19 protein-coding genes are annotated in these 19,945 nt (G+C 53.1%); 12 read left to right on the top strand and 7 right to left on the bottom strand.

Annotated elements, in window-relative coordinates:
* Positions 1 to 22: 22 nt before the first annotated feature.
* Positions 23 to 178, bottom strand: a complete 156-nt coding sequence (locus VE954_RS00250; protein ID WP_324948426.1) for a hypothetical protein — start codon at positions 176 to 178, stop codon at positions 23 to 25.
* Between the two features lie 84 nt (positions 179 to 262).
* Here VE954_RS00250 and VE954_RS00245 point away from each other — a divergent pair, with 84 nt between their 5' ends.
* The 6 genes from VE954_RS00245 (at position 263) to VE954_RS00220 (ending at position 7,842) form a co-directional block, all read left to right on the top strand.
* The gene (locus VE954_RS00245) at positions 263 to 1,267 is read left to right on the top strand and encodes a M28 family metallopeptidase (protein ID WP_324948424.1); all 1,005 of its coding nucleotides are present in this window, start codon (positions 263 to 265) and stop codon (positions 1,265 to 1,267) included.
* Between the two features lie 221 nt (positions 1,268 to 1,488).
* The gene (locus VE954_RS00240; protein WP_324948422.1) at positions 1,489 to 3,690 is read left to right on the top strand and encodes a glutamine synthetase III; all 2,202 of its coding nucleotides are present in this window, start codon (positions 1,489 to 1,491) and stop codon (positions 3,688 to 3,690) included.
* Positions 3,691 to 3,857: 167 nt separating this feature from the next.
* Positions 3,858 to 4,532, top strand: a complete 675-nt coding sequence (locus tag VE954_RS00235; RefSeq protein ID WP_324948420.1) for a hypothetical protein — start codon at positions 3,858 to 3,860, stop codon at positions 4,530 to 4,532.
* A gap of 12 nt (positions 4,533 to 4,544) precedes the next feature.
* Positions 4,545 to 5,345: an orotidine 5'-phosphate decarboxylase gene (locus VE954_RS00230; protein WP_324948418.1), complete on the top strand. Its 801-nt coding sequence runs from the start codon at positions 4,545 to 4,547 to the stop codon at positions 5,343 to 5,345.
* 55 nt (positions 5,346 to 5,400) lie between these two features.
* Entirely contained in the window at positions 5,401 to 7,170 is a 1,770-nt protein-coding gene (locus VE954_RS00225; RefSeq protein WP_324948416.1) for an aromatic amino acid hydroxylase, read from the top strand.
* A gap of 186 nt (positions 7,171 to 7,356) precedes the next feature.
* Positions 7,357 to 7,842, top strand: coding sequence for an acyl-CoA thioesterase (locus tag VE954_RS00220; protein WP_324948414.1), 486 nt, complete (start codon positions 7,357 to 7,359; stop codon positions 7,840 to 7,842).
* Here the strand turns inward: VE954_RS00220 and VE954_RS00215 are convergent, their stop codons facing one another.
* Positions 7,843 to 8,298 (bottom strand): hypothetical protein, encoded by a 456-nt coding sequence (locus tag VE954_RS00215; protein WP_324948412.1) that lies wholly within the window; start codon positions 8,296 to 8,298, stop codon positions 7,843 to 7,845. It abuts the gene before it with no gap.
* Positions 8,291 to 8,941, bottom strand: a complete 651-nt coding sequence (locus tag VE954_RS00210; RefSeq protein WP_324948410.1) for a class I SAM-dependent methyltransferase — start codon at positions 8,939 to 8,941, stop codon at positions 8,291 to 8,293. Before VE954_RS00210 ends, VE954_RS00215 begins: the two co-directional genes overlap by 8 nt.
* 245 nt (positions 8,942 to 9,186) lie before the next feature.
* Between VE954_RS00210 and VE954_RS00205 the strand changes: the two genes are divergently transcribed.
* The gene (locus VE954_RS00205) at positions 9,187 to 10,308 is read left to right on the top strand and encodes a glycosyltransferase family 4 protein (RefSeq protein ID WP_324948408.1); all 1,122 of its coding nucleotides are present in this window, start codon (positions 9,187 to 9,189) and stop codon (positions 10,306 to 10,308) included.
* Complete coding sequence (locus VE954_RS00200) at positions 10,305 to 11,039, top strand: class I SAM-dependent methyltransferase (protein WP_324948406.1); 735 nt, start codon at positions 10,305 to 10,307, stop codon at positions 11,037 to 11,039. The genes VE954_RS00205 and VE954_RS00200 overlap by 4 nt, the downstream gene beginning before the upstream one ends.
* On the opposite strand, the gene VE954_RS00195 is transcribed toward VE954_RS00200, so the two are convergent.
* Entirely contained in the window at positions 11,036 to 12,442 is a 1,407-nt protein-coding gene (locus VE954_RS00195; protein ID WP_324948404.1) for a lipopolysaccharide biosynthesis protein, read from the bottom strand. The genes VE954_RS00200 and VE954_RS00195 overlap by 4 nt on opposite strands.
* Positions 12,443 to 12,596: 154 nt before the next feature.
* Between VE954_RS00195 and VE954_RS00190 the strand changes: the two genes are divergently transcribed.
* Positions 12,597 to 13,742 (top strand): glycosyltransferase family 4 protein, encoded by a 1,146-nt coding sequence (locus VE954_RS00190; RefSeq protein WP_324948402.1) that lies wholly within the window; start codon positions 12,597 to 12,599, stop codon positions 13,740 to 13,742.
* Here VE954_RS00190 and VE954_RS00185 read toward each other — a convergent pair.
* The 3 genes from VE954_RS00185 to mnmA form a co-directional block, all read right to left on the bottom strand.
* The gene (locus VE954_RS00185; RefSeq protein WP_324948400.1) at positions 13,723 to 14,529 is read right to left on the bottom strand and encodes an FkbM family methyltransferase; all 807 of its coding nucleotides are present in this window, start codon (positions 14,527 to 14,529) and stop codon (positions 13,723 to 13,725) included. The genes VE954_RS00190 and VE954_RS00185 overlap by 20 nt on opposite strands.
* A gap of 389 nt (positions 14,530 to 14,918) precedes the next feature.
* The gene (locus tag VE954_RS00180; RefSeq protein ID WP_324948398.1) at positions 14,919 to 16,145 is read right to left on the bottom strand and encodes an O-antigen ligase family protein; all 1,227 of its coding nucleotides are present in this window, start codon (positions 16,143 to 16,145) and stop codon (positions 14,919 to 14,921) included.
* Positions 16,146 to 16,247: 102 nt separating this feature from the next.
* Positions 16,248 to 17,303: a tRNA 2-thiouridine(34) synthase MnmA gene (gene mnmA / locus VE954_RS00175; protein ID WP_324948396.1), complete on the bottom strand. Its 1,056-nt coding sequence runs from the start codon at positions 17,301 to 17,303 to the stop codon at positions 16,248 to 16,250.
* Between the two features lie 147 nt (positions 17,304 to 17,450).
* On the opposite strand from mnmA, the gene VE954_RS00170 reads away from it, so the two are divergent.
* From VE954_RS00170 to VE954_RS00160, 3 genes are all read left to right on the top strand, one after another.
* The gene (locus tag VE954_RS00170; protein ID WP_324948394.1) at positions 17,451 to 17,846 is read left to right on the top strand and encodes a hypothetical protein; all 396 of its coding nucleotides are present in this window, start codon (positions 17,451 to 17,453) and stop codon (positions 17,844 to 17,846) included.
* 81 nt (positions 17,847 to 17,927) lie between these two features.
* Positions 17,928 to 19,523: a bifunctional phosphoribosylaminoimidazolecarboxamide formyltransferase/IMP cyclohydrolase gene (purH, locus tag VE954_RS00165; protein WP_324948392.1), complete on the top strand. Its 1,596-nt coding sequence runs from the start codon at positions 17,928 to 17,930 to the stop codon at positions 19,521 to 19,523.
* Between the two features lie 184 nt (positions 19,524 to 19,707).
* The coding region (locus VE954_RS00160) for a hypothetical protein (RefSeq protein ID WP_324948390.1) at positions 19,708 to 19,945 on the top strand (238 nt) is incomplete at its 3' end.

Below are 19,945 nucleotides of genomic sequence, written 5' to 3'. Positions count from 1 at the left end.
GCTTTGACCTTCCTTTTCCCATTCAGGGTGGCGACGTCGGTTCTGATTCCAAAGGGGTGCCCGAAGTTTCCGTCGTCTGAGTCGCGGATTGTTTGATCCAATCCTTGATATTAAAGCCGAACTGCAGATATAGAACCACGGCCAGCGCAAAGGCCGTTAAAATTACTCGAAACCACATGCTCAGCCTCCTTCTTTGCTGCCATTATAAGTCCAGCTCGGGTGGGGGTAAAGCGTAGGTTATGAAAGTCAAAAGGATCTTCAGATGATACGCGGGCAAATCCTTCTTCTCGCCGTGTTCATGTCCGGCGCTTTCTGCAAATCCCAGGTGGAACCCGGGAAATCCCTGATGCCTTGGGACGAAAAGCGGGTCCGCAGCGCAGTTGCGATCTTGACGACCGAATCGCATACCATGGGTTCACCCCGTCAGGCGCAGCTTGCGGATTGGCTGCAAAAGGAAACAGAAGCCATGGGTTTGACCGCATCCGTGGACACCTTTCCCGTGAGTGTACCGGATCCTGCATTCCTCGGCGGGACCAGTGGCAGTGTCATGCAAAAACTGACCATCGACCTGACCGCTCGCAATGTCTACGCCAAGTACAAAGTCCCCAACGCCAGCTGCGTGGTTCTCGTGGCTTCGCATTATGATACCAAGCGTCTGGATGCCGGCCCATACCTGGGAGCCAACGATTCGGCATCATCATCAGCGGCTCTTTTGGAAATCATGCGGCAACTGAAGGAACGAGCGGATTTGAAATGTTCCGTGATGGCCGTGTGGTTTGATGGCGAGGAAGCCTGGCTTCCTGAATGGCGTGATGGCGAAGAACGTCACCCAGCCCGTCAGCAGGATAATCTGTACGGCAGTCGGCATTTGGCAGAGCAGCTGGAAACCTGTGCTTCGGCGCAATGTCTGCCCAAACATTTGGGCGGAGAACAGGTCAAAGCCCTGGTTTTGCTGGATATGATCGGCATGCCTGGAGTGCGGCTGGCCCTGGATTCGCTGTCGGACCCCAAACTGATGACCATGGCCGTGAACCTGGACAAGGAATTATTCCAGGGTGACCTCTATGGACGTTCCTATTCCAGGAATTCCGTCGATGATCATGTGCCTTTTCTGCAGAAGGGCGTCCCTGCGATCGATCTGATCGACTTCGACAACCTGCAGACCTGGCATCAGCCGTCCGACCTTCCGGAGACCCTGGATTATAACAGCATTGAGAAAGTCAGCCAGCTGGCGATGGCCATGGTCCTGAAACTTGCGCAACCCTAATTCTGAAACCCAGTATGCTAGATGGACACGCAGACATTCAGCAAAAATACCGAAACGCTTGAACCTTTTTTAAAGTCCCTCCAAACGGAAGCTTTCTCCCACAGCGAGCGCCCCACCTTTTTTAAGGGCTCCGTTTTCATTTTCCAAACCCTGTGATATTCCCTTGTTTTCAGGTTCCCTATCCCAGATATTTTGGCGCTACCACAGGAGGAGACTATCGCATGAGCCTATTGTCATCCGACACCGTGTTTCACCCCATTCGTACCATTGACCGTCCCCGCACGAGCGACAACAAGCTGGCTCGCGTCACGGACTACTTTGGGTCCAACGTGTTTGATCTTCGTGCGATGCGCAAACGTCTTTCCAGTCAGGATGTCGAGACGCTCGATACCGTGATGAAATTTGGCGGCAAGATCGACTCCAATCTGGCGAGCCGCATTGCAACAGCCGTTCGGGAATGGGCCTCCGAGCGTGGCGCCACTCATTACTGCCACTGGTTTCAACCGCAAACAGGCGCCACTGCAGAAAAGCATGACGCCTTCCTTTGGTTTGATAAGTCCGGAGCGCCGATCGAGCGTTTCACCGGCGCGGAACTTTTACAAAGTGAGCCCGATGCCTCCAGCTTTCCATCGGGTGGTTTGAGGGCCACATTTGAGGCCCGGGGCTACACCGGCTGGGATCCATCAAGTCCCATGTTCATTATGGAAACGGAAAGCGGCAAAACTCTCTACATCCCCTCCGTCTTCATCAGCTACCACGGCGAAGCCCTCGACTACAAAACTCCCCTCCTCCGTTCCAATGCAATCCTCAACCAGGCCGCTGTCAAAACCATGCATCTTCTGGGTGAGAAAAACGTCACCAACGTTTTGAATAACATTGGCGCTGAGCAGGAATTCTTTGTCATCGAGAAGCAATACTATGACAAGCGCCCGGATCTGAGCATGACCGGCCGCACGGTGCTGGGCCATAAACCCGCCAAGGGCCAGGAACTCGAGGATCATTACTTCGGTCATATTCCAAGCCGAGTGCAGTCCTTTATTAACGAAGCCGAACTGGAACTTTATAAGCTCGCGGTGCCCCTGAAAACCCGGCACAACGAAGTGGCTCCGCACCAGTTCGAAGTCGCGCCGATTTTTGAAACCTCGAACATCGCGGCTGACCACAATCAGCTGCTGATGAAGGTGATGAAGCAGATTGCCGTTCGTCACGGTTTTGTGGTCCTCTTCCATGAAAAGCCCTTTGCCGGAGTCAATGGCAGCGGCAAGCACTTGAACTGGTCGATGGCCGATAATACTGGCCGCAACCTGCTCGAGCCTGGTCACACACCTCATGAAAACATCGTGTTCCTGACCTTCCTGTGCGCGACCTTGCAAGGTATCACCGATCATGCTGATGTACTGCGGGCGGCCATTGCTACCACAGGCAACGATCATCGTCTGGGAGCCAACGAAGCGCCTCCAGCCATTATCAGTGCGTTCCTGGGTGATACACTGGAGCGCATTTTGAACGCTTTGGAATCGGGTAAAACCGAAGGCCTGTCGGCGGAACGCGTGATGCTGGATCTGGGCGTCTCGCACCTGCAGGAAGTGGCCAAGGATAACACCGACCGCAACCGGACCTCACCGTTTGCCTTCACCGGCAACAAGTTTGAGTTCCGCGCGGTGGGTTCCAGTTCGCCCATCAACTATCCGGCCACGATTCTGAATGCGGCTGTGGCATCCGGTTTGAAAAAACTGAACACCAAGCTGGAAGCCAAAGCGAAAAACGGAGTGGTGTCGCCTGAAGACATTATCTCGGTTCTGCGTGGTGTGATTACAGAAACCAAGAAGATTCGTTTTGAAGGCAACGGCTATTCCCAGGAATGGCGTGATGAAGCTGCCCGCCGTGGCCTCAGCAACTTCCCCAACACTCCTGCGGCGTTGGAAGTGCTGGCCGATAAAAACAAAACCGCATTTTTGGTGGAAGGCAAGATCTTCCGTTCGGAAGACATTGCCAGCCGTCTCGCGATTCAGTTGGAACGTTATCTGAAGCAACGTTTGATTGAAATGAACTGCGCTTTGGAATTGACGGAAACCGCCATCCTTCCTGCTGCGTTTGATTATCTGAAGGATCTGATGACGCTGGTGAAGAATTCCCAGGAGCTTGGCATTGAGACGGGTGCCAAGGAAGTGGCCATGCTGCTCGGCAAGGAAACCACACAGCTGTCTCACAAGATCCAATCCCTTCGCGCGGCTGTGACCAAAATCACATCGAGCGATGCGATGGAGCACGATAACCTGACTGCGACCGCAAAGCTGATGGCGAACACCACCTATCCGCAGCTTGAAGAGCTGCGCGATGCCAGCGACCGCGTGGAAGCCATGCTCCCACGTGACAAGCAGCCTTTGCCAACCTATGCCGACATGCTCTTCGGTATCGGCTAGACCTTTGTAGCAAAACTCTCTCCCGGCATCCCAGAGACTCGCTCTGGGACCGGGAGCTTGCCATTCCACTCTCTGCGATGCGACATGAAATCCCGTAAATTCAAGCCTTTCCCCCACTTCCTGTTTGGTGTAGGATGCGCCCAAACTTGCCATAGGGGACTATTTCGATGACCCTCAGTTTTCCGGACTTCATTCTCAACAATGAAATCATTGGATTTTTCGAAAAACCTCTGACTTTAAAAAGCGGGCGCCTCAGCCATTTTTACGTAAATTGGCGCAAATCCACCAACGACGCCTGGCTGCTGGATCAACTCACCGACTCTGTTGTCACCTTCATGCGGGAACACCATCTCGCCTGCGACACTCTTTACGGCGTTCCAGAAGGCGCCACGAAAACTGCTGTGATCGCCGCTTTGAAGCTCGCTCAAACCTCGGCAGGTTACGCCCAAGGCAGCCATGTCATTGCCATGGGGCGAGCCAAACCCAAACCCCACGGTGATCCGGCCGATCGCTTTTTCATCGGTCAACCCCACGGTGCCACCTTCGTGCTGGAAGACACCGTGACAACCGGTCTCTCCCTTTTTCAATGCCTGGATCAGCTTCTTGAAGCCGGCATCGACGTGCGCGGTGTCATCTGCCTGACGGATCGATGCGAACGCCGCGATGATGGGCTCACGGTTCCCGAATATCTGCAAAAAACCTATGGTTCGCGTATCAGCTACCATCCGATGAGTCGCGCCCCGGACCTGCTCCGTCTCGCTGTCCGTCAGCGCCAACCCCCACGTGAATTGGTGGAGGCTCTGGCTGCAGAATTGGGTCTGTCTGTCGATCAATTGTCTTGAAAGGATCCGGCTATGAATTTTCGTCAAAAATGGTTGCAGGCGGCACAAAGAAAAAACAGTCTTCTCTGCGTCGGCATTGATCCCGCAGAAGCCGCGCAACGACACGGTCACCAAATGCCCGAGGGCGTGAGTAAAACGGAATGGACAAGGCACATCATCGATGCGGTCGCCCCCTATACGGCAGGCATCAAGCTCAATCGGAATTACTTCAAGGACATCACGCGTGAGGATATGCGTTCCCTTAACGATCGCATCCACGAACAGGGCATGATCAGTATCGACGACAGTAAACTTGCCGACATTGGTGACACCAACGATGCCGGCATTTACCACGCAAAACAGGAAGGCTTTGATGCCATCACCTATGCGCCCTTCCCTGGCAATACACTCCAGGCCGGCTCCCAGGCTCAGGCGCACGGCGTGGGTCTTATCCCCTTGGTCCTGATGTCCAATCCCGAATATCGACTGATGAAAAACGCTCTTATCAATGGCGAACCTCTTTATCGATTCCTCGCCAAACAGTCCGCGGAAGCACAGGCTGATGGGATTGTGATCGGCGCCCCGAGCCCTGGAAATCATATTACGCTCGAGGAAATTGCTGACGTTGCTCGTATCCTTCCCGAAGCCTTGGTGCTGGTCCCCGGTATCGGGGCCCAAGGTGGCGACATCGCTCCCATTCTGGGTCTTTTCGGTCCGCGAACGATAGCCAATGTTGGACGCGCCATCATTTACGCCAAGGATCCGGCCCAGCAGGCCAGGTCCTACAGGGATTTGATCACCCAGGCCCACCAAGGGGTTCCCACCGGGAGGTAGTAATTTTCCTGCGCTCGCTGTAAAAAAAATGTTGGATCAATCGAAGGGGGGCCTTATGCAGCGTTCTTTGGACCGACTTCCACCTTATCTCCGGGCCTACTGCACGGAACATGATACCAGCAAATACACCGCGCGCGATCATGCCGCTTGGCGTTATATCATGCGTCGGGCCATGGATTTTTTCCCTGAGCACGCGGTCAGCACCTATACATCGGGTTTCAAAAAAACAGGTCTGCAGGTGGATCGCATTCCCCATGTTGATGAAATCGATCGCGCGCTCCAGGAATTCGGCTGGGGTGCCGTGCCTGTCGTTGGCTTTATTGCACCCTGGGCCTTCATCGAGTTTCAAGCGCGTAAAATTCTGCCCATAGCCACGGATATGCGCAGTGTTGATCACATCGCCTATACGCCGGCACCGGATATCGTTCATGAAGCGGCGGGACATGCTCCGATTATTCCCGATAAGGAGTACAGCGATTATCTCGCGTACTACGCCTCCCTCGGATCCAAAGCCATCTATTCCAAACAGGACCTGATGCTTTATGAAGCGGTGCGTTATCTGTCTGACATCAAAGAAAAGCCGGAAAGCACCCAGGCGGTGATCAGCGGCGCGGAGCAGCGTCTGCAGCAAGCTCTTAAATCCTTCACCTACACCTCGGAGCAGGCTCTGGTCGCCCGCATGAGCTGGTGGACGGCGGAATATGGCCTCGTCGGTTCGTTGGATCAGCCGAAAATTTATGGAGCCGGACTCCTCTCCTCCGTTGGTGAATCCAAACACGCGATGACCTCGAAGGTGAAAAAAATTCGCCTGAGTCTGGACTGCATTAAATACTCCTACAACATCACTGAGCCTCAGCCCCAACTCTTCGTTGCCGAGAGCATGCATCATCTCAACGATGTCCTGCATGAACTGGATGCGATGCTTGCTTATCGCATCGGCGGTGTCGAAGCTCTGAAGCGTGGTCAGGAGGGGGGAGCTGTCTGTACGGTTGATCTCAATACCCATATCGGCATCACGGGACGGCTCACCGCCTATGAGCAAACGGGTGATCGCGTGGATTTCGTTAAATTTTCCGGACCGGTTCAGATCAGTTGGCAAGGCCGGGAAATTGAGGGGCAGGGAACCACGCGTCATGCGCATGGATTCAGTTCGCCCGTGGGTCGACTGGCAGGTTACACGGACCGTTCCCTTTCCAATATGAACGAAAGTGAATGTCGCGAACTGGGTCTGACAGTGAATCAAACGACCACGCTGCGTTTCGCATCAGGTTTTGAAGTGAACGGACGTGTGTTGCGTTTGCATCGCGAACAAAGTCAGCTGGTCCTGGTGACCTTTACAGATTGCTCCGTTCGTAAAAATGGTCAGCTCTATTTTGATCCGGCCTGGGGTGAATTTGATATGGTCGTGGGAGATACAGTCCCCTCCGTCTACGGCGGACCCGCCGATCGGGAAAAATATGGGGAGCAGGAAATCACGCCCGCCGAAACCACACCAGCGCGTGATACACCTTATTCTGCTGAAGAACTCGATGGCATCGCTTGTTATCAAAAACTGCGCACCCTTCGAGACCGCCTGAACCAGCGTGGAGTCGATAAAACATCCCAACTCCAGGAACTGGAAGCCCTGGCTGTCGCCGTCCAGCGGGATCATCCCAAGGAATGGCTCCTGCAACTCGAGGTGTATGAGCTGGCTCGTGAACATCTCGGCTCCCAAGGACTCAGCACCAGCTGGGCTCGTGATTTAAGCCAGCAACTCGATCCCGACAATCAACCGTCCGATGACCTGCACGAGTTGGTGGCGGAAGGTCTTAAATTGCTCCACTGATCCTCAAAGCCGGCTCTCGGGCCGGCCAGATTCACCTTAAAATCTCGGACCCTTTTCGCGCGCCCGATATCCATCCGAGTCATCGCCTGAAATAGCCACTCTTTGTGGTTCGACCAAAATTCCGAATTTCAGAAAAAAAGCCTTTCTCCGATAGACCCTTATCAACTGTCGAGAGGAAGGCCTGCCGTGCGACGTTTGGACCCCAAAACACCCAGCGAGAGTTCCGTGATTATGACCCAATTGGTATTGCCCCAGCATACCAATCCGCATGGCACCATCTTCGGTGGCGTGATCATGTCCTGGATGGATATTGCAGCCGGAATCTGTGCCCAAAGACACAGCCGCACCGAAGTGGTCACGGCAGCCGTCGACACACTGCATTTCCTGAGCCCGGTAAAAATCGGTTGGGTCGTCACGCTGAAGGCCACCGTGAACTATGCACGGACATCAAGCTGTGAAGTGGGCGTGCGTATTGATTCAGAAAATCCACTCACAGGTGAGCATTTTCACACGGCCAGCGCCTATTTTACGATGGTGGCCTTGGGCAGTGATAAGCGTCCCACTAAAATCCCAGCCTTGCAGCCGGAAACGGAACTGGAGAAGCAGCGTTTTCAGGAGGCCGATTCCCGTTGGCAGGAGCGGCAGAAGCTGCGCCAGCAGGCGAAGGATTAATCATCCTTCTTCTGTGTTCACCATCCATCCGGAAAAGCCGTCGAGGAATTTTTTAAATCCTTCCAGATGTTCCTCGGGAAACTGGTAGCGCTCCGGATGTTCCAGCACAGCATAAAAACAGGCCAGCCATTCCCGGCGATGTGCCTCCGTAATGCGGAAGGGCAGATGCCGGGCCCGCATCCTTGGGGGTCCGTAGGTTTGCATATAAACCGGCGGTCCTCCGAGCAACCCGATAAAAAACAGCGCAGACTTTTCCGAGGCCCGCACCAGTTCGCGGGGAAACATTCCTGCGATCGCCGAAGCGCCGAGTTTTTCGTAAACATCGCGAAGCATGGCTTTAATATTATCGTCACCCATAGCGTTGTAAATCGCCCGGCTGGGTGCGTCCGCTCCATTCGGTCCTGATTCAGGTACATGCAGCGGAGAATCCGCCTTTCGGAAAAATTTCTCAGTCATGAGAAGACCGGTTTCCCCATCCGCTTTGCAGCCTGGCCTGCACCAACAGTTGACCGCCGATCGGCGGCTGCAGCCAGGATGGAAGCCAGCGCAGGGAGCGCATGGGGGCCTTCATTTGGACTGTTTCAAAACCCATTTTGCGAAGGAGAAAACTCAGGCTATAGCGAGAGAATAAAATACGATGCTGGGGATCCGTCGCGCCCGACCAGGTATCTGGGTTGAGGAGGCGTTCCAAGGATTGAATATTTGGGGTCGTGAGATAGAGGGAACCTTGAGGACTGAGGAGCTTTCGAACCTGCTCCAAAAAAGCCACAGGACTGCGCAGATGCTCCAGGATATCAAAGGCCAAAATCATATCGAATTGCTGGAGAGGTAATTCCTTCAACCAGTCTTCACCATCGAGATTCGCCTGCACAAATTGCCAGCTGTTGGATTCGAAAACGCCATCTTTCGGCTTTTCAATGTCCACGCCCACACTGGCAAATCGCGCGACAAAACCCGAACCACAGCCAAGGTCGAGCAGGCGTGTGCCCACATAGGAGTGAGCACCCAAATCCTGCAACCATTCCAAGTGAACCCCGTCCGAGGCGCGGGGCACAGGATCACGAGCCAGGGATAATGTGCCAGGGTGAACCGAAGTCATGGCAACTCCAAGATGACCAATAAAGGCCTCGATGCTACTGTATCCCCCTGAGAATTGCAACCTGGCGGCACCCCTCGTGAGTTGACTCGTGACTCAGGCAACCGACGGTATTGGGGACAGCCTGTATTGGCGATCGAAATATTTGGCATACCAAAATTGACTCGATCCTGGCCTGCATGGTATTGGCCCTTACGGTTCCATATTTTTTTGGTAATCTGCTGTTTCTATACTTTTAAGGTCAGTTCATGCGTTACTGTTTTGTGCTTCCTTTTTTTGACGAGCAGCAGAATAGCTTCTCCAAGCTTCTCGCGCCTCTTGTGAAGACCTTGCTTGAAAAAGGGCATGAGGTCGCAATTCTGTCAGGCAATGTCCAATATCAAGGGCCGTGGGCCAGATTCCATCATGCGCTTCATATTAGCCTGAAAGGCCCTGCATTCTTGCACTTTTTGCTATTCATCGGCCAGACCACATTTTGGCTTTGGCGCAACCGCCAGCGATTTGATGTCATTCACAACCTGGGCATTGGCAGCTCACTCTATCAGAATGTGCTCACCGCGCACGCCTGTCATCGGGCCTGGCTTCGGGTGAAATGGCAAAACAGGCAGTACGTTTCCCTTTTTCTGAATCCTTTACATCTCCTGGTCTGGGCCGTTGAAACCTTCAACTACAGACGCCCCGTCCCGGTGATTGCTGTGTGCCAGCGACTCGCCGATGAAATCGCTCATTATTATCCCTTCGCCAAAGATCGCCTGACTGTGATTAATAACGGGGTAAGTCCAGCGCCGCGCACTGTGCCCCTTCCCCGTTCCAACGATTTTATAATCAGTTTTGCATCCAACGATCATCGCAAAAAGGGGCTGCAGGAGTTGCTGGATGCCCTGGCAATGGCCCATCAGGAATCACGTCCGTGGAAACTTTGGGTTCTCGGGAACGATCCGAAGCAAGGGATGTGGGAACGCTATGCGGCAAGCAAGGGCCTACAGGATCACGTCCAATTCAAAGGCCACGTCACCAACATTCATGATTATTTTGCGAGCAGCGATGTCTTCTGTTTGCCAAGCCACTACGAGCCTTTCGGCCTGGTCTATGTGGAGGCGGCTCAAACCGGAATTCCGGTGGTGGGAACCGCAGTCGGGGTTTATCCTGATTTAGTGGAAGGGTTCAGCCCCATCACGCCCCTGCCTTTGCCCCTCAAGGCCCACGCCCTTTATCTCACGCTCAAGAGGCTTGCGGATCAGTCCGAACTTCGTAGTCGAATGGGCCAGCACGTACAGAGGCAGGCGAGGCTCTTTAGCGATCAAACCATGGTTGACAGGCAAATCGTATTTTACGAGTCCCTTTCCCTTTCAAAAAGGAAGATCCCTTGAAAGCCAGCGTTTCAACCTTGTCTCATGTCAAAGCTCGCGCGAAGGCTATCAAGGAACGGGAATGGTTCCGTCCTTCGTGGCTTTCCCTTTTCATAAATTCCGCGCATTTCGTCGTCGTGTCGCGTTACAAGGCGTTGCTGGATCACAGGCATCATATCAAAGGCCACACCCTGGATTTCGGATGCGGCGCCAAACCCTATAAGGATATCTTCACGACGACGCAATACGTTGGCCTCGATATTCAAATGAATCCAGGTCATGATCATAGCCAGGAACAGATCGATGTTTTCTACGATGGGAAAACGATACCCTTCCCTGATGCGACGTTTGACTCGGTTTTCTCTTCCGACGTTTTCGAGCATGTTTTCGAATTGGATGGGATTCTTGACGAAATCCATCGCGTCATGAAACCAGGCGCAAAGATTCTGATCACCGTGCCCTTTATCTATCCAGAGCATGAAGTCCCTTTTGATTTTGGCCGATACACTCAGTATGGGCTCAAGGCGCTCTTCGAGCGGCATGGTTTTCAAGTCGTCACGCAGAAGAAATTGGGTACTTCCGTAGAGGTGCTGCACCAGCTGGCCAACTATTACATTCACAATAGCATGCCTCGCGTCATCAAACTCCTCGGCGTCCCCTGTGTTAACATCTCCGGCTGGCTGCTCTCAAAGATATTTCCTACCATTGATACGCTGTACCTGGGGCATGTCGTGGTCGCAGCCAGAAGTTAAGAGGGCGAACGTCGGGCTTTGACAAGCGAGATCAGTTCATGGAATTCCTTCCAGCTGCTGATCAAAAGGCACAATCCATAACTCAGAGCTCCGACCGGGAGGGCGACCCACAAGGAGCTCGGCCGGATGAGACTGAGTGTCAACCACATGCCGGCACCAGCCAGCATGGGCTTAAAGAATGGCTTCCAGGGTAATCGAGGCAGATAGCAGCGGGCGCAGTACACAACCGCAAAGCCAACAGCGATCTTGGCCAGTACCAGCGCCATTGCCACCCCATGCAGACCCAATTTTTTTTGAAAGACATACGAAAAAACTGGTATCACTAGCAAACCAATGAAGATGGCTCCCACGACCGCCCACGGACGGCCTTTTGCCAGAAGCAGCTGGACGCCGAATACGGAAAGAAGCACGCTGCCGATCAAGCTGATGGACAGAAGGCTGAAGAGACCACTGGCTGAAGCGGGAAGCTTGGGAAAAAGCAGGTCAACCAGAGGCGCTTCCACCCAAGGCAGGCCGAACACAAGCGGTGCGATCAGCACAGTCATAAACCAAAGACTCATCACAATATGTTTATAGAGGGAATCGGCATCTTCTATTTTTCGTGTTTCGGCAAAAAATGGCAAAGCCAGCGACGAGAGCACCATGGACACACTCAGGATAACCCTGGCTGGTCCTGAATAAATGCCTGTGCCTGCAGCGCCAAACAGCTGCTCGGCGGTGAAAATATCCAGACGATCCAAAAGGGTCGCGAACAGGACGACAATGGCGAAAGGCGTCGACTGCACCAGGACTTGACGCAGCCTGGTCCAGGAAACCCTGGAAAAAGACAACTTCAAATAGGCATAAGTGCCGGTTCCGAAAGCAATGATGGCACTGGGGACGATGGAGAGCAGCACGAAAAGAAGCCGATCCTCAGGTTGCCTGACCAGGAGCAGAATCAGCACCAGAGATAGAGCTCGCAATAGACCTGTGGCCAACGATACGACGATCAGCTTATCCCGCACAATACAAAGCCAGAATGCCTCAAATACCCAGGAGATCAGTACGACAAGCAGAATAGCCAGGGATGCAGGATCGAATGACGACATATCCTGAAACAGGAAGAAAACCAGGACCAGTCCAGCATTGAATGCCTTGAGCGTCAGCAAATGACTCAGCAGCGAACGCAGTTCAGACGGCTCATTGTCCTTTGCATGAGCCAAGGCAAAATTCGCAAAGCCAAAACTGATGAAGGGTTGCACGGACTCAATGAAAGCAATCTGAAATTGGGCCCATCCGAAATCAGCCAGTCCCAGAGATTTTTGCGCATGATGGAGAATCAGGAGTGGCGATATCTTGTTGATGACTTCGAGAATGAGGTTGGCACCAATGGCCAGACTGATCCTGCGGTGGTTGATCGACATTCGGGTGAGAAACTCCAGGATATAATCGATATCCTATCCTTAGCACGAAGCCCTGGCCCCAGCCATCCTCATCCCAACACCGTCATTAGGACGGCCCAAAAGCACTTGCAAGACTCCAAAGATTCAGTATCGTCTTCCAACCAGGAGATATGTGATGCGAAAAACCAGAGTTCTTTTTCTTTCCAAGCCATACGTGGCCGCCTCTTACCGTCAGAAGCTAAGGTTGATGGCACAGGATCCGCGCTTTGAGATCGGGCTGATTGTACCTCTCAATTGGGCCGGACAGGATTTTGAAGAGAGCTCAGAGCCAGAAGAATATTGGATCAGAAAATTGCCCATTGCCTTCAATGGTCATAATCATTTTCATTTTTATCGTGGCCTTGATGCAGCTGTTCGGGAATTCAGACCTGATATCTTCAATGTTGAAGAGGAGCACTATTCCCTGGTTACCGCACAGGCCGTCTCCCTTGCGCGGAAGTATGGCGCGGCCTCCTGTTTCTATACCTGGCAGAATATCCACAAAAAATATCCGCCACCGTTTTCCTGGATCGAACGCTATGTCTTCCGTTCCACGGCTCTGGCAATTGCTGGCAACGCTGAGGCCATTGCCATACTACGCAAGAAGGGTTTTCAGAAAAAGGCTTTGGTGCTGCCCCAGATGGGTGCCGACACAGACGCTCTGCAGAAGATCCAGGACACCGTAACCATGTCCCTGCGTGAGGAACTCAAGCTGCCACGCGAGGCATTCATTGTCACCTTCGCCGGTCGCCTGGTGGAAGAGAAGGGCATTCAACATCTCATCCAGGCTCTCGCTCGGCTCCAGGAGCCCATGATTTTCCTGGTTATCCTCGGCAGCGGGCCCTATCAGGAAGAGTTAATGCGTCAGGCTCAAGAAGCCGGAGTTGCGCAATATGTTCTATTCACTGGGTCGAAAAAATCGGTTGAGGTCTACCGGTACCTTAAGGAATCGGATGTGCTCGCATTGCCTTCGCTCACGCGAGCCAACTGGAAGGAACAGTTTGGTCGCATTCTGGTCGAGGCCATGCTGAGCGGTGCCGTTGTGATTGGATCCGACTCTGGTGAGATTCCAAGGGTCATTCGCGGGGGAGGGTTGATATTCCCTGAGGGCCAGGTTTCGGCCCTCGCCGAACGCATCCGCATTCTTTTCAAAGACCGCCGGCTGCATAAAAAGCTGGCTGAGCGAGGCCACAAGCGGGCGCTCAACCATTACACCAACACAGTCATCGCCAGCAGGACACTGGATCTTATGCAGGAGCTGATCACTCAACCTGTTTCTTGAGCTCAAAAACAATATTCGGCCGCGGATGCCGCTGCCAGGCTATTTCATAGCCGCTGGCCAGCAGAAGATCCTTGGAACTACCACCGACCCGCGCATTTTGATCGGGGAAATGCTCAACAAGTATAAATCGGGGCCACAGGCTCCGAGGCGCTTCCTGGAAAAAAGCCTTCAGTACGCGGAATTCAAAGCCTTCCAAATCGAACTTGGCAGCCTGAATGGACTGAATGCCGTTCTGCAGCAGCACATGCAGAAGAGTGTCGCATTTAACGATAATGCTGCGCTCACTGCGGTCGATAAGAAAGGAATTGGCTCCACTGTTGCCGGTCTCAAGTGTCAAGGGCAATTCCCCAGGTGCATCCGATAGGCCCTGATGCACGGCAAAACATTGAGGCAGTTGATTGGTTGCAAAATTTTCGGTGAGACGTGCATGAGTTACAGGATGAGCTTCGATCGCCAGAACCTTGCCCTGACGTCCGACCCTTTTCGCAGCATCCAGACTGAAAAATCCGAGGTGCGCTCCAGCATCCAGAAAGGTATCTCCAGCTCGCAGCTGCCTCATGAGGAACTCACGCTCCTCCCGTTCATAGAGATGCGGATGAAAGAGCAGCTCGCCTTCGACAGAATCATTGGGGTTGAGCGTCATGGTCACATCACCGATGCGTGTCCTGACATTGGGTCGAGGATGTCGGGCATAAAAATCTCGAATCACGCACGAGACCTTGCCCATGCCTCGAACCTTCGGCATGTTTCGCGTAAGAGCCAAGAGAAATTTCAGTGTTATATCCACGACTCGATCCCACTTTGATTGCGTTCCAAGTGAGATTTCTTAGCATGGTTTTAAGGCGAGGGCCATGTCTGAATGCAAACTCAGACATGGCTGGGGTATGCCCATTAGCGAGTTAGATAGAAGTTATAAAGATCGGCACCGTTGACGAACTCGCGGCTAAAAATAGCGGCATTAGGGGCTGCACCCCAAATATTGCCATTTTTACCTACAGCAATATGTCCCAGACGAGCTTCTGAATTGGGTTGATAGAAGGAACCACCCGACCAACGGAAGACACCAGTATTAACTCCCCAAACTCGTGAACTCAATCAGGCTCGCATCAGTACATGAACGTATTTCCCGTTCTTCAAGTTTAAGAACGAGTTCCGTAATTTCATTTTTGGCTTTATCTATAACTTTGAATGCCCCTGGAAACGAAGCGTCACCAAACTCACCAAAATGACCAACCCCATCCGCACGCACGAATCCCCGAACGCGTTCTGAGTCACGCACCCCAGGCTAAAAATCAACAGGGTCTGCTGCGCCGAAACTCGGAAAAACGCATCCGCCACCTGGCGCTGAATCAGTAGCCAAAGAGCGACAAGCCAAACAAAATACCAACCTAAGCCAATTATCCCGCTTTCTGCAAGAATCTGCAGATACTGATTGTGCGCCGGATACTGCTTGCGAAAATCCCCGAGACCCAGTCGTTCATAATAAGGCTTTCGAAACGCCAGATTCAAATGAATGCCATGTCCCAGTAAAGGCCGCTCCTGAATCATCAGGAAATGCGCATCCCAGAAGGCCAAACGATCATCCGGGTAATCCGACAACCGTTCTTCCGGTGTCGGGTTCAGCAGGTGATGAAACCGGGTCGAAACAGGATTTTTCGTGAAGGCCAGAACAAGCCCGAACAGCAAGGCCAGCATCAGCACAAGCGAACGCTGCCGACCGGACAGCAGAACAAAAATATTCCACATCGCGAACAAGGCGGCCAGAACCTGCACGATACGCGACATGGAAAACACCAAAATCAAAGCCGCGCCCAGGAACAAACCCCAACCCGGCCAGCGCCTCGGGAAGCTGAGCACCATCCGAATCGACAAAGGCCAAAGGATCAGGGAGGCATAAGCCAGGCTCATCGGATGCGAATAAAAACCTTGAGCCCGACTCGTTATATTGGGGACGATCTGGGTTCCGACCCAACGCCATGGAAAAAAGTATTGGCTGGTGACAACCAATCCCCATACGAACACGATGGACGCCGCATAGGACAGCAATTTCTGCTCCGATTTTGAATCCAGCTGAGGGAAAAATCCCACGATCCAAGGCAGGATAAAAAGGGGGGCATAACCCACAAAAAAGGCCAGCTTTTCATCGGAATGGTGAGTGGGACTGATCCAGGTCGCCACTACATTCCATACAAGAAAAACGATCATGCTGCTGATGACAAGGCGAGCGGCTGGCTTCGGAGACCAGAGTCTCGGCTTCAGGGCTGAACGGGAGAACCACAGTCCCACCAGAACAAAAAGTCCAAGACCTATATTCTGGATAGCCGGCCCAAATGGGTAAACACTGAACAATAGTCCAACCAAAATCAGGGGGATTTTGGAAACATTAACGGAGGACTGCTGCATTCATCCGCCTCGTGTTGTGAGTTTGATACAACCTATCCATCAAGGACTCAGCAGTATCACATGATCACGGAACTTTCCCGAAGCGAAAACGAAATTAATTTCTTAATCAATGATGCCAGCGCCCAAACATAGGTCACCGTCATAGAGCACCGCATACTGTCCCGGAGCGATGCCACCATCCGGCTGGCCCAGTTCCACCGCCATACGACCTTCCCCCAGATCCGCTAAACGGCACTCGGTCGTGCGCTCGCCATGACGAATCTTCACGGTATAAAACCGATCCAGGGATGGCTTGTCTTCCAGCCAATGCATGCTGCTGATGGTGAAGGTCAGCTGCGGTCTCTGCAAACGTGCTTCCACCGACGACACGTAGACTATGTTGCGAGCAGGATCCTTTTGCACAACGAACCACGGACCACCGCTCAGTCCAAGCCCCTTGCGCTGGCCGATGGTATGAAACCAAAAACCCTTGTGCGATCCCAGCACCTTGCCACTATCGACTTCGATGATCTGACCGGGCCATTCACCCAAATGCGCTTTGACGAACTCACTGAATTTCAGCTTACCGAGAAAACAAATGCCCTGACTATCCGGACGAGCCTGCGTTGGCAAATCATAATGCGCCGCCAAAGCGCGGACATCGCGTTTCGGAATATGCCCAATCGGAAACATCGCACGGTCGAGCTGCGCCCGGCTCAGTCGTGACAGGAAATAGGTCTGATCTTTAATCGGATCAACACCCTTGAGCAGCTGCTGATGGCCATGATACAGGCATTGCCGCGCGTAATGTCCCGTTGCAATGCGCTCGTAGCTCTCATCGATAAGATCACAGAACGCACCGAATTTGACGTTCTGATTGCAAAGGATATCCGGACTCGGCGTGCGGCCCGCTTTCAATTCGGCAATCGAATGCGACACCACCCGATCCCAATAGGCGGTTTGCAAACTGACGATTTCCAGGGGCACACCAAGTTTTTCACAAACGCCCTGCGCATATTGAAGATCCTCTTCCCACGGGCATTGGCCCAGGTACTGCAGATCATCCTCCAGCCAAATTTTTAAATAGAAGGCCTGGATTTGATGCTTCTGTTCGCGCACCAATTCTGCAAGAGCCACGGAACTGTCGACACCACCTGAGAGGAGCATGGCGATTTTCATAGCTGCGTCTTCCTTCTGGTATGGATCACCAGGACAGCCCTTTTAGCATGGAAAATTCGGTCCTGAAAGCTCTGTTTTACGGTCGATGCTTGCCCTTGGCGGACAGGTTGCCTATCTTGAAGCCGAACCCGGAACCAGGAGATAGGGATGGACATGGGAAGCCATGATACGCCTGAACAAGACCACGTCAAAAAGATCGTGGTAAAAGCATATAAGCATCACGAAGCTGGCCTCGACCTCGTGCTCAAGAACATGTCCCTTTACCTTTTGAATGAAGAAGACTTTGGGATCAATCCTGATCAATTTGACCCAGAAGAGCACGAACACTCGATCCCGAAATATGAGATGGCCAGAATCTACCTGCTGGTGTGTGCTTTGACCCATGATGATCTGGGGTTTACGCCAGAGGATCGCGATGATCCCGTCTTTCATATCTACGAAAAGGCGTACCATCGTTGCCTGGAACAGGCGACGGAACCCGAGCTGTTGACCCGCCTGGATCAGATCGCACAGGCCTGTGGATTTGTCCGACCTCATGCGTAAAAAGTCTTGGGCCAGGGGGGAAAAGCTGTTAAAAGGGGCGCGTTCCCCCACCTTGGACCAACTTTACACTTGGGTATCGACATGACTCAGCTTCCCGGCAAACCATTGGCCTTGATCTCGGTCACCGACAAAACCGGTATCGTCGACTTCGCTCGTTCCTTGGAGCAATTGGGTTTTAAAATCCTATCCACCGGCGGAACCGCCAAACTTCTTGCAGAGTCCGGCGTTGCTGTCACTGAAGCGGGAGCCCATACCGGCAGTCCCGAAATCCTCGACGGCCGGGTCAAGACGCTGCATCCGAAAATTCATGGCGGCATTCTCTATGATCGCAGCAAGGACGCGCATGTTGCTCAGTGCCAGGAGCACAGCATTCAATCCATTGATCTGGTGGTGGTGAATCTTTATCAGTTCGCGGCCAAAGCTGTGGGTCAACAGCTTGATCTGCCCCAGGCCATCGAGTATATCGACATCGGTGGTCCCACGATGTTACGCGCTGCGGCCAAGAATTATCGCTTTGTGGCCCCGCTGCTGGATCCGAGTGATTACGACCGCTGCCTCGCGGAACTGAAAGCAGGAGGCCTTACGGATGAGTTCCGACGTTACCTCGCTGCCAAGACCTTCCGGGCTATTTCTCAATATGACAGCATGATTGCCAGCTACTACGAAAAAAGCCTTGAAACTGCCCCGGCTGAAACCCTCGCTCCTGCCTACGACCTTCGCCTCGAATCCCAGCAGACTCTACGCTACGGTGAAAATCCTCATCAAAAAGCCCGCTTCTATCGTTCCAATGTGAGCGCGTCTGGGGGTCTGCAGGATGCCAAGGTTTTGCAGGGCAAGGAACTTTCGTACAATAACCTGCTCGACTGTGACGCCGCTGTGCAGATGGTCGCGGATTTTCCTGAATATACCGCCGTTACGATTATCAAACATAACAATCCCTGTGGTGCCGCCCTGGGTCGATCAGGGGAACGCCTGCTGGATGTTTATAAACGTGCGCTGGCCGTCGATCCTAAATCAGCGTTTGGTGGGATTGTAGCGGTGAATAAGGTGATCGACGCGGAAACCGCCGACGCCCTGTCCCAGCTTTTTCTCGAATGTATCGTAGCCCCTTCATTCAGCCCGGAAGCGCGTACGGTCCTGGCGAGCAAGAAAAATTTGCGCCTTTTGGAACTGCCTTATCTTCTGGCGACCAACAACTCCCAGGCTCCGAAACAGTTGGATATCCGTTCGGTTCTTGGCGGCGTCCTTGTGCAGGATCGCGATCAAATTCGTACGGAGAAGGGTCGTTGGGAAGCGGTGACACAGCTGAAGCCTACGGAATCCCAGGCTGAAGATCTGACCTTTGCCATGCGCCTTTGCAAGCATGTGAAATCAAATGCCATTGTTTACGTCAAGGATCTCGTCACGGTTTCCGTGGGTGCGGGCCAGATGAGTCGCATTGATAGCGCAACCTTTGCCGCTGAAAAAGCCAAGGAGTTTGGTCGCACGGTGCAGGGTTCCGTCATGGCCAGTGATGCCTTCTTTCCCTTCCGTGATACCGTCGATCTCGCTGCGAAACTCGGCGTGAATGCCATCATTCAACCGGGCGGGTCCATGCGCGATGAGGAATCCATTCAAGCCGCCAATGAACACAAGATCGCGATGGTGTTTACCGGCGTTCGACACTTCAAGCACTAAGACGAGAAAAGCCCGGTCATGACCGGGCGACTCCTCTCTTCCGTTAAAAAGCGCCTACAAGGGCAACGCCTACCGGACGTCTTTATACTCCAAGCCCCGCAGGCAGGGATTTGCACCTGGTTTCGTTTAACCAAGGTACAGGACATGATCCCATTGCATTTCATTTTTGAACAAGGTGGTTTTGATGAAAAACAAAGGCCCTATAAGCCTGGTTGCCAGTATCGCGGTTGGATCCATCGCCGTGATTTTTTGGGTCAAAATGTTCCCGGAAATAGACAACCAGGAGCAAGCCGGTGGTCGGCCCGAGGCATCGGCGGAGTTGAAGGCGTCCCACCCCGTGACCCTCGAACGCGGCCAACATGCTGAACCTTCAGAAACCGCCGACGAAGCCACGACGGACGACATAACAGGAGCTTCCACCG

It is taken from the genome of Oligoflexus sp. (assembly GCF_035638955.1).
GTDB lineage: Bacteria > Bdellovibrionota_B > Oligoflexia > Oligoflexales > Oligoflexaceae > Oligoflexus.
Note: the sequence above shows the minus strand (reverse complement) of the source record. Positions and strands in the feature narration are given on the sequence as shown.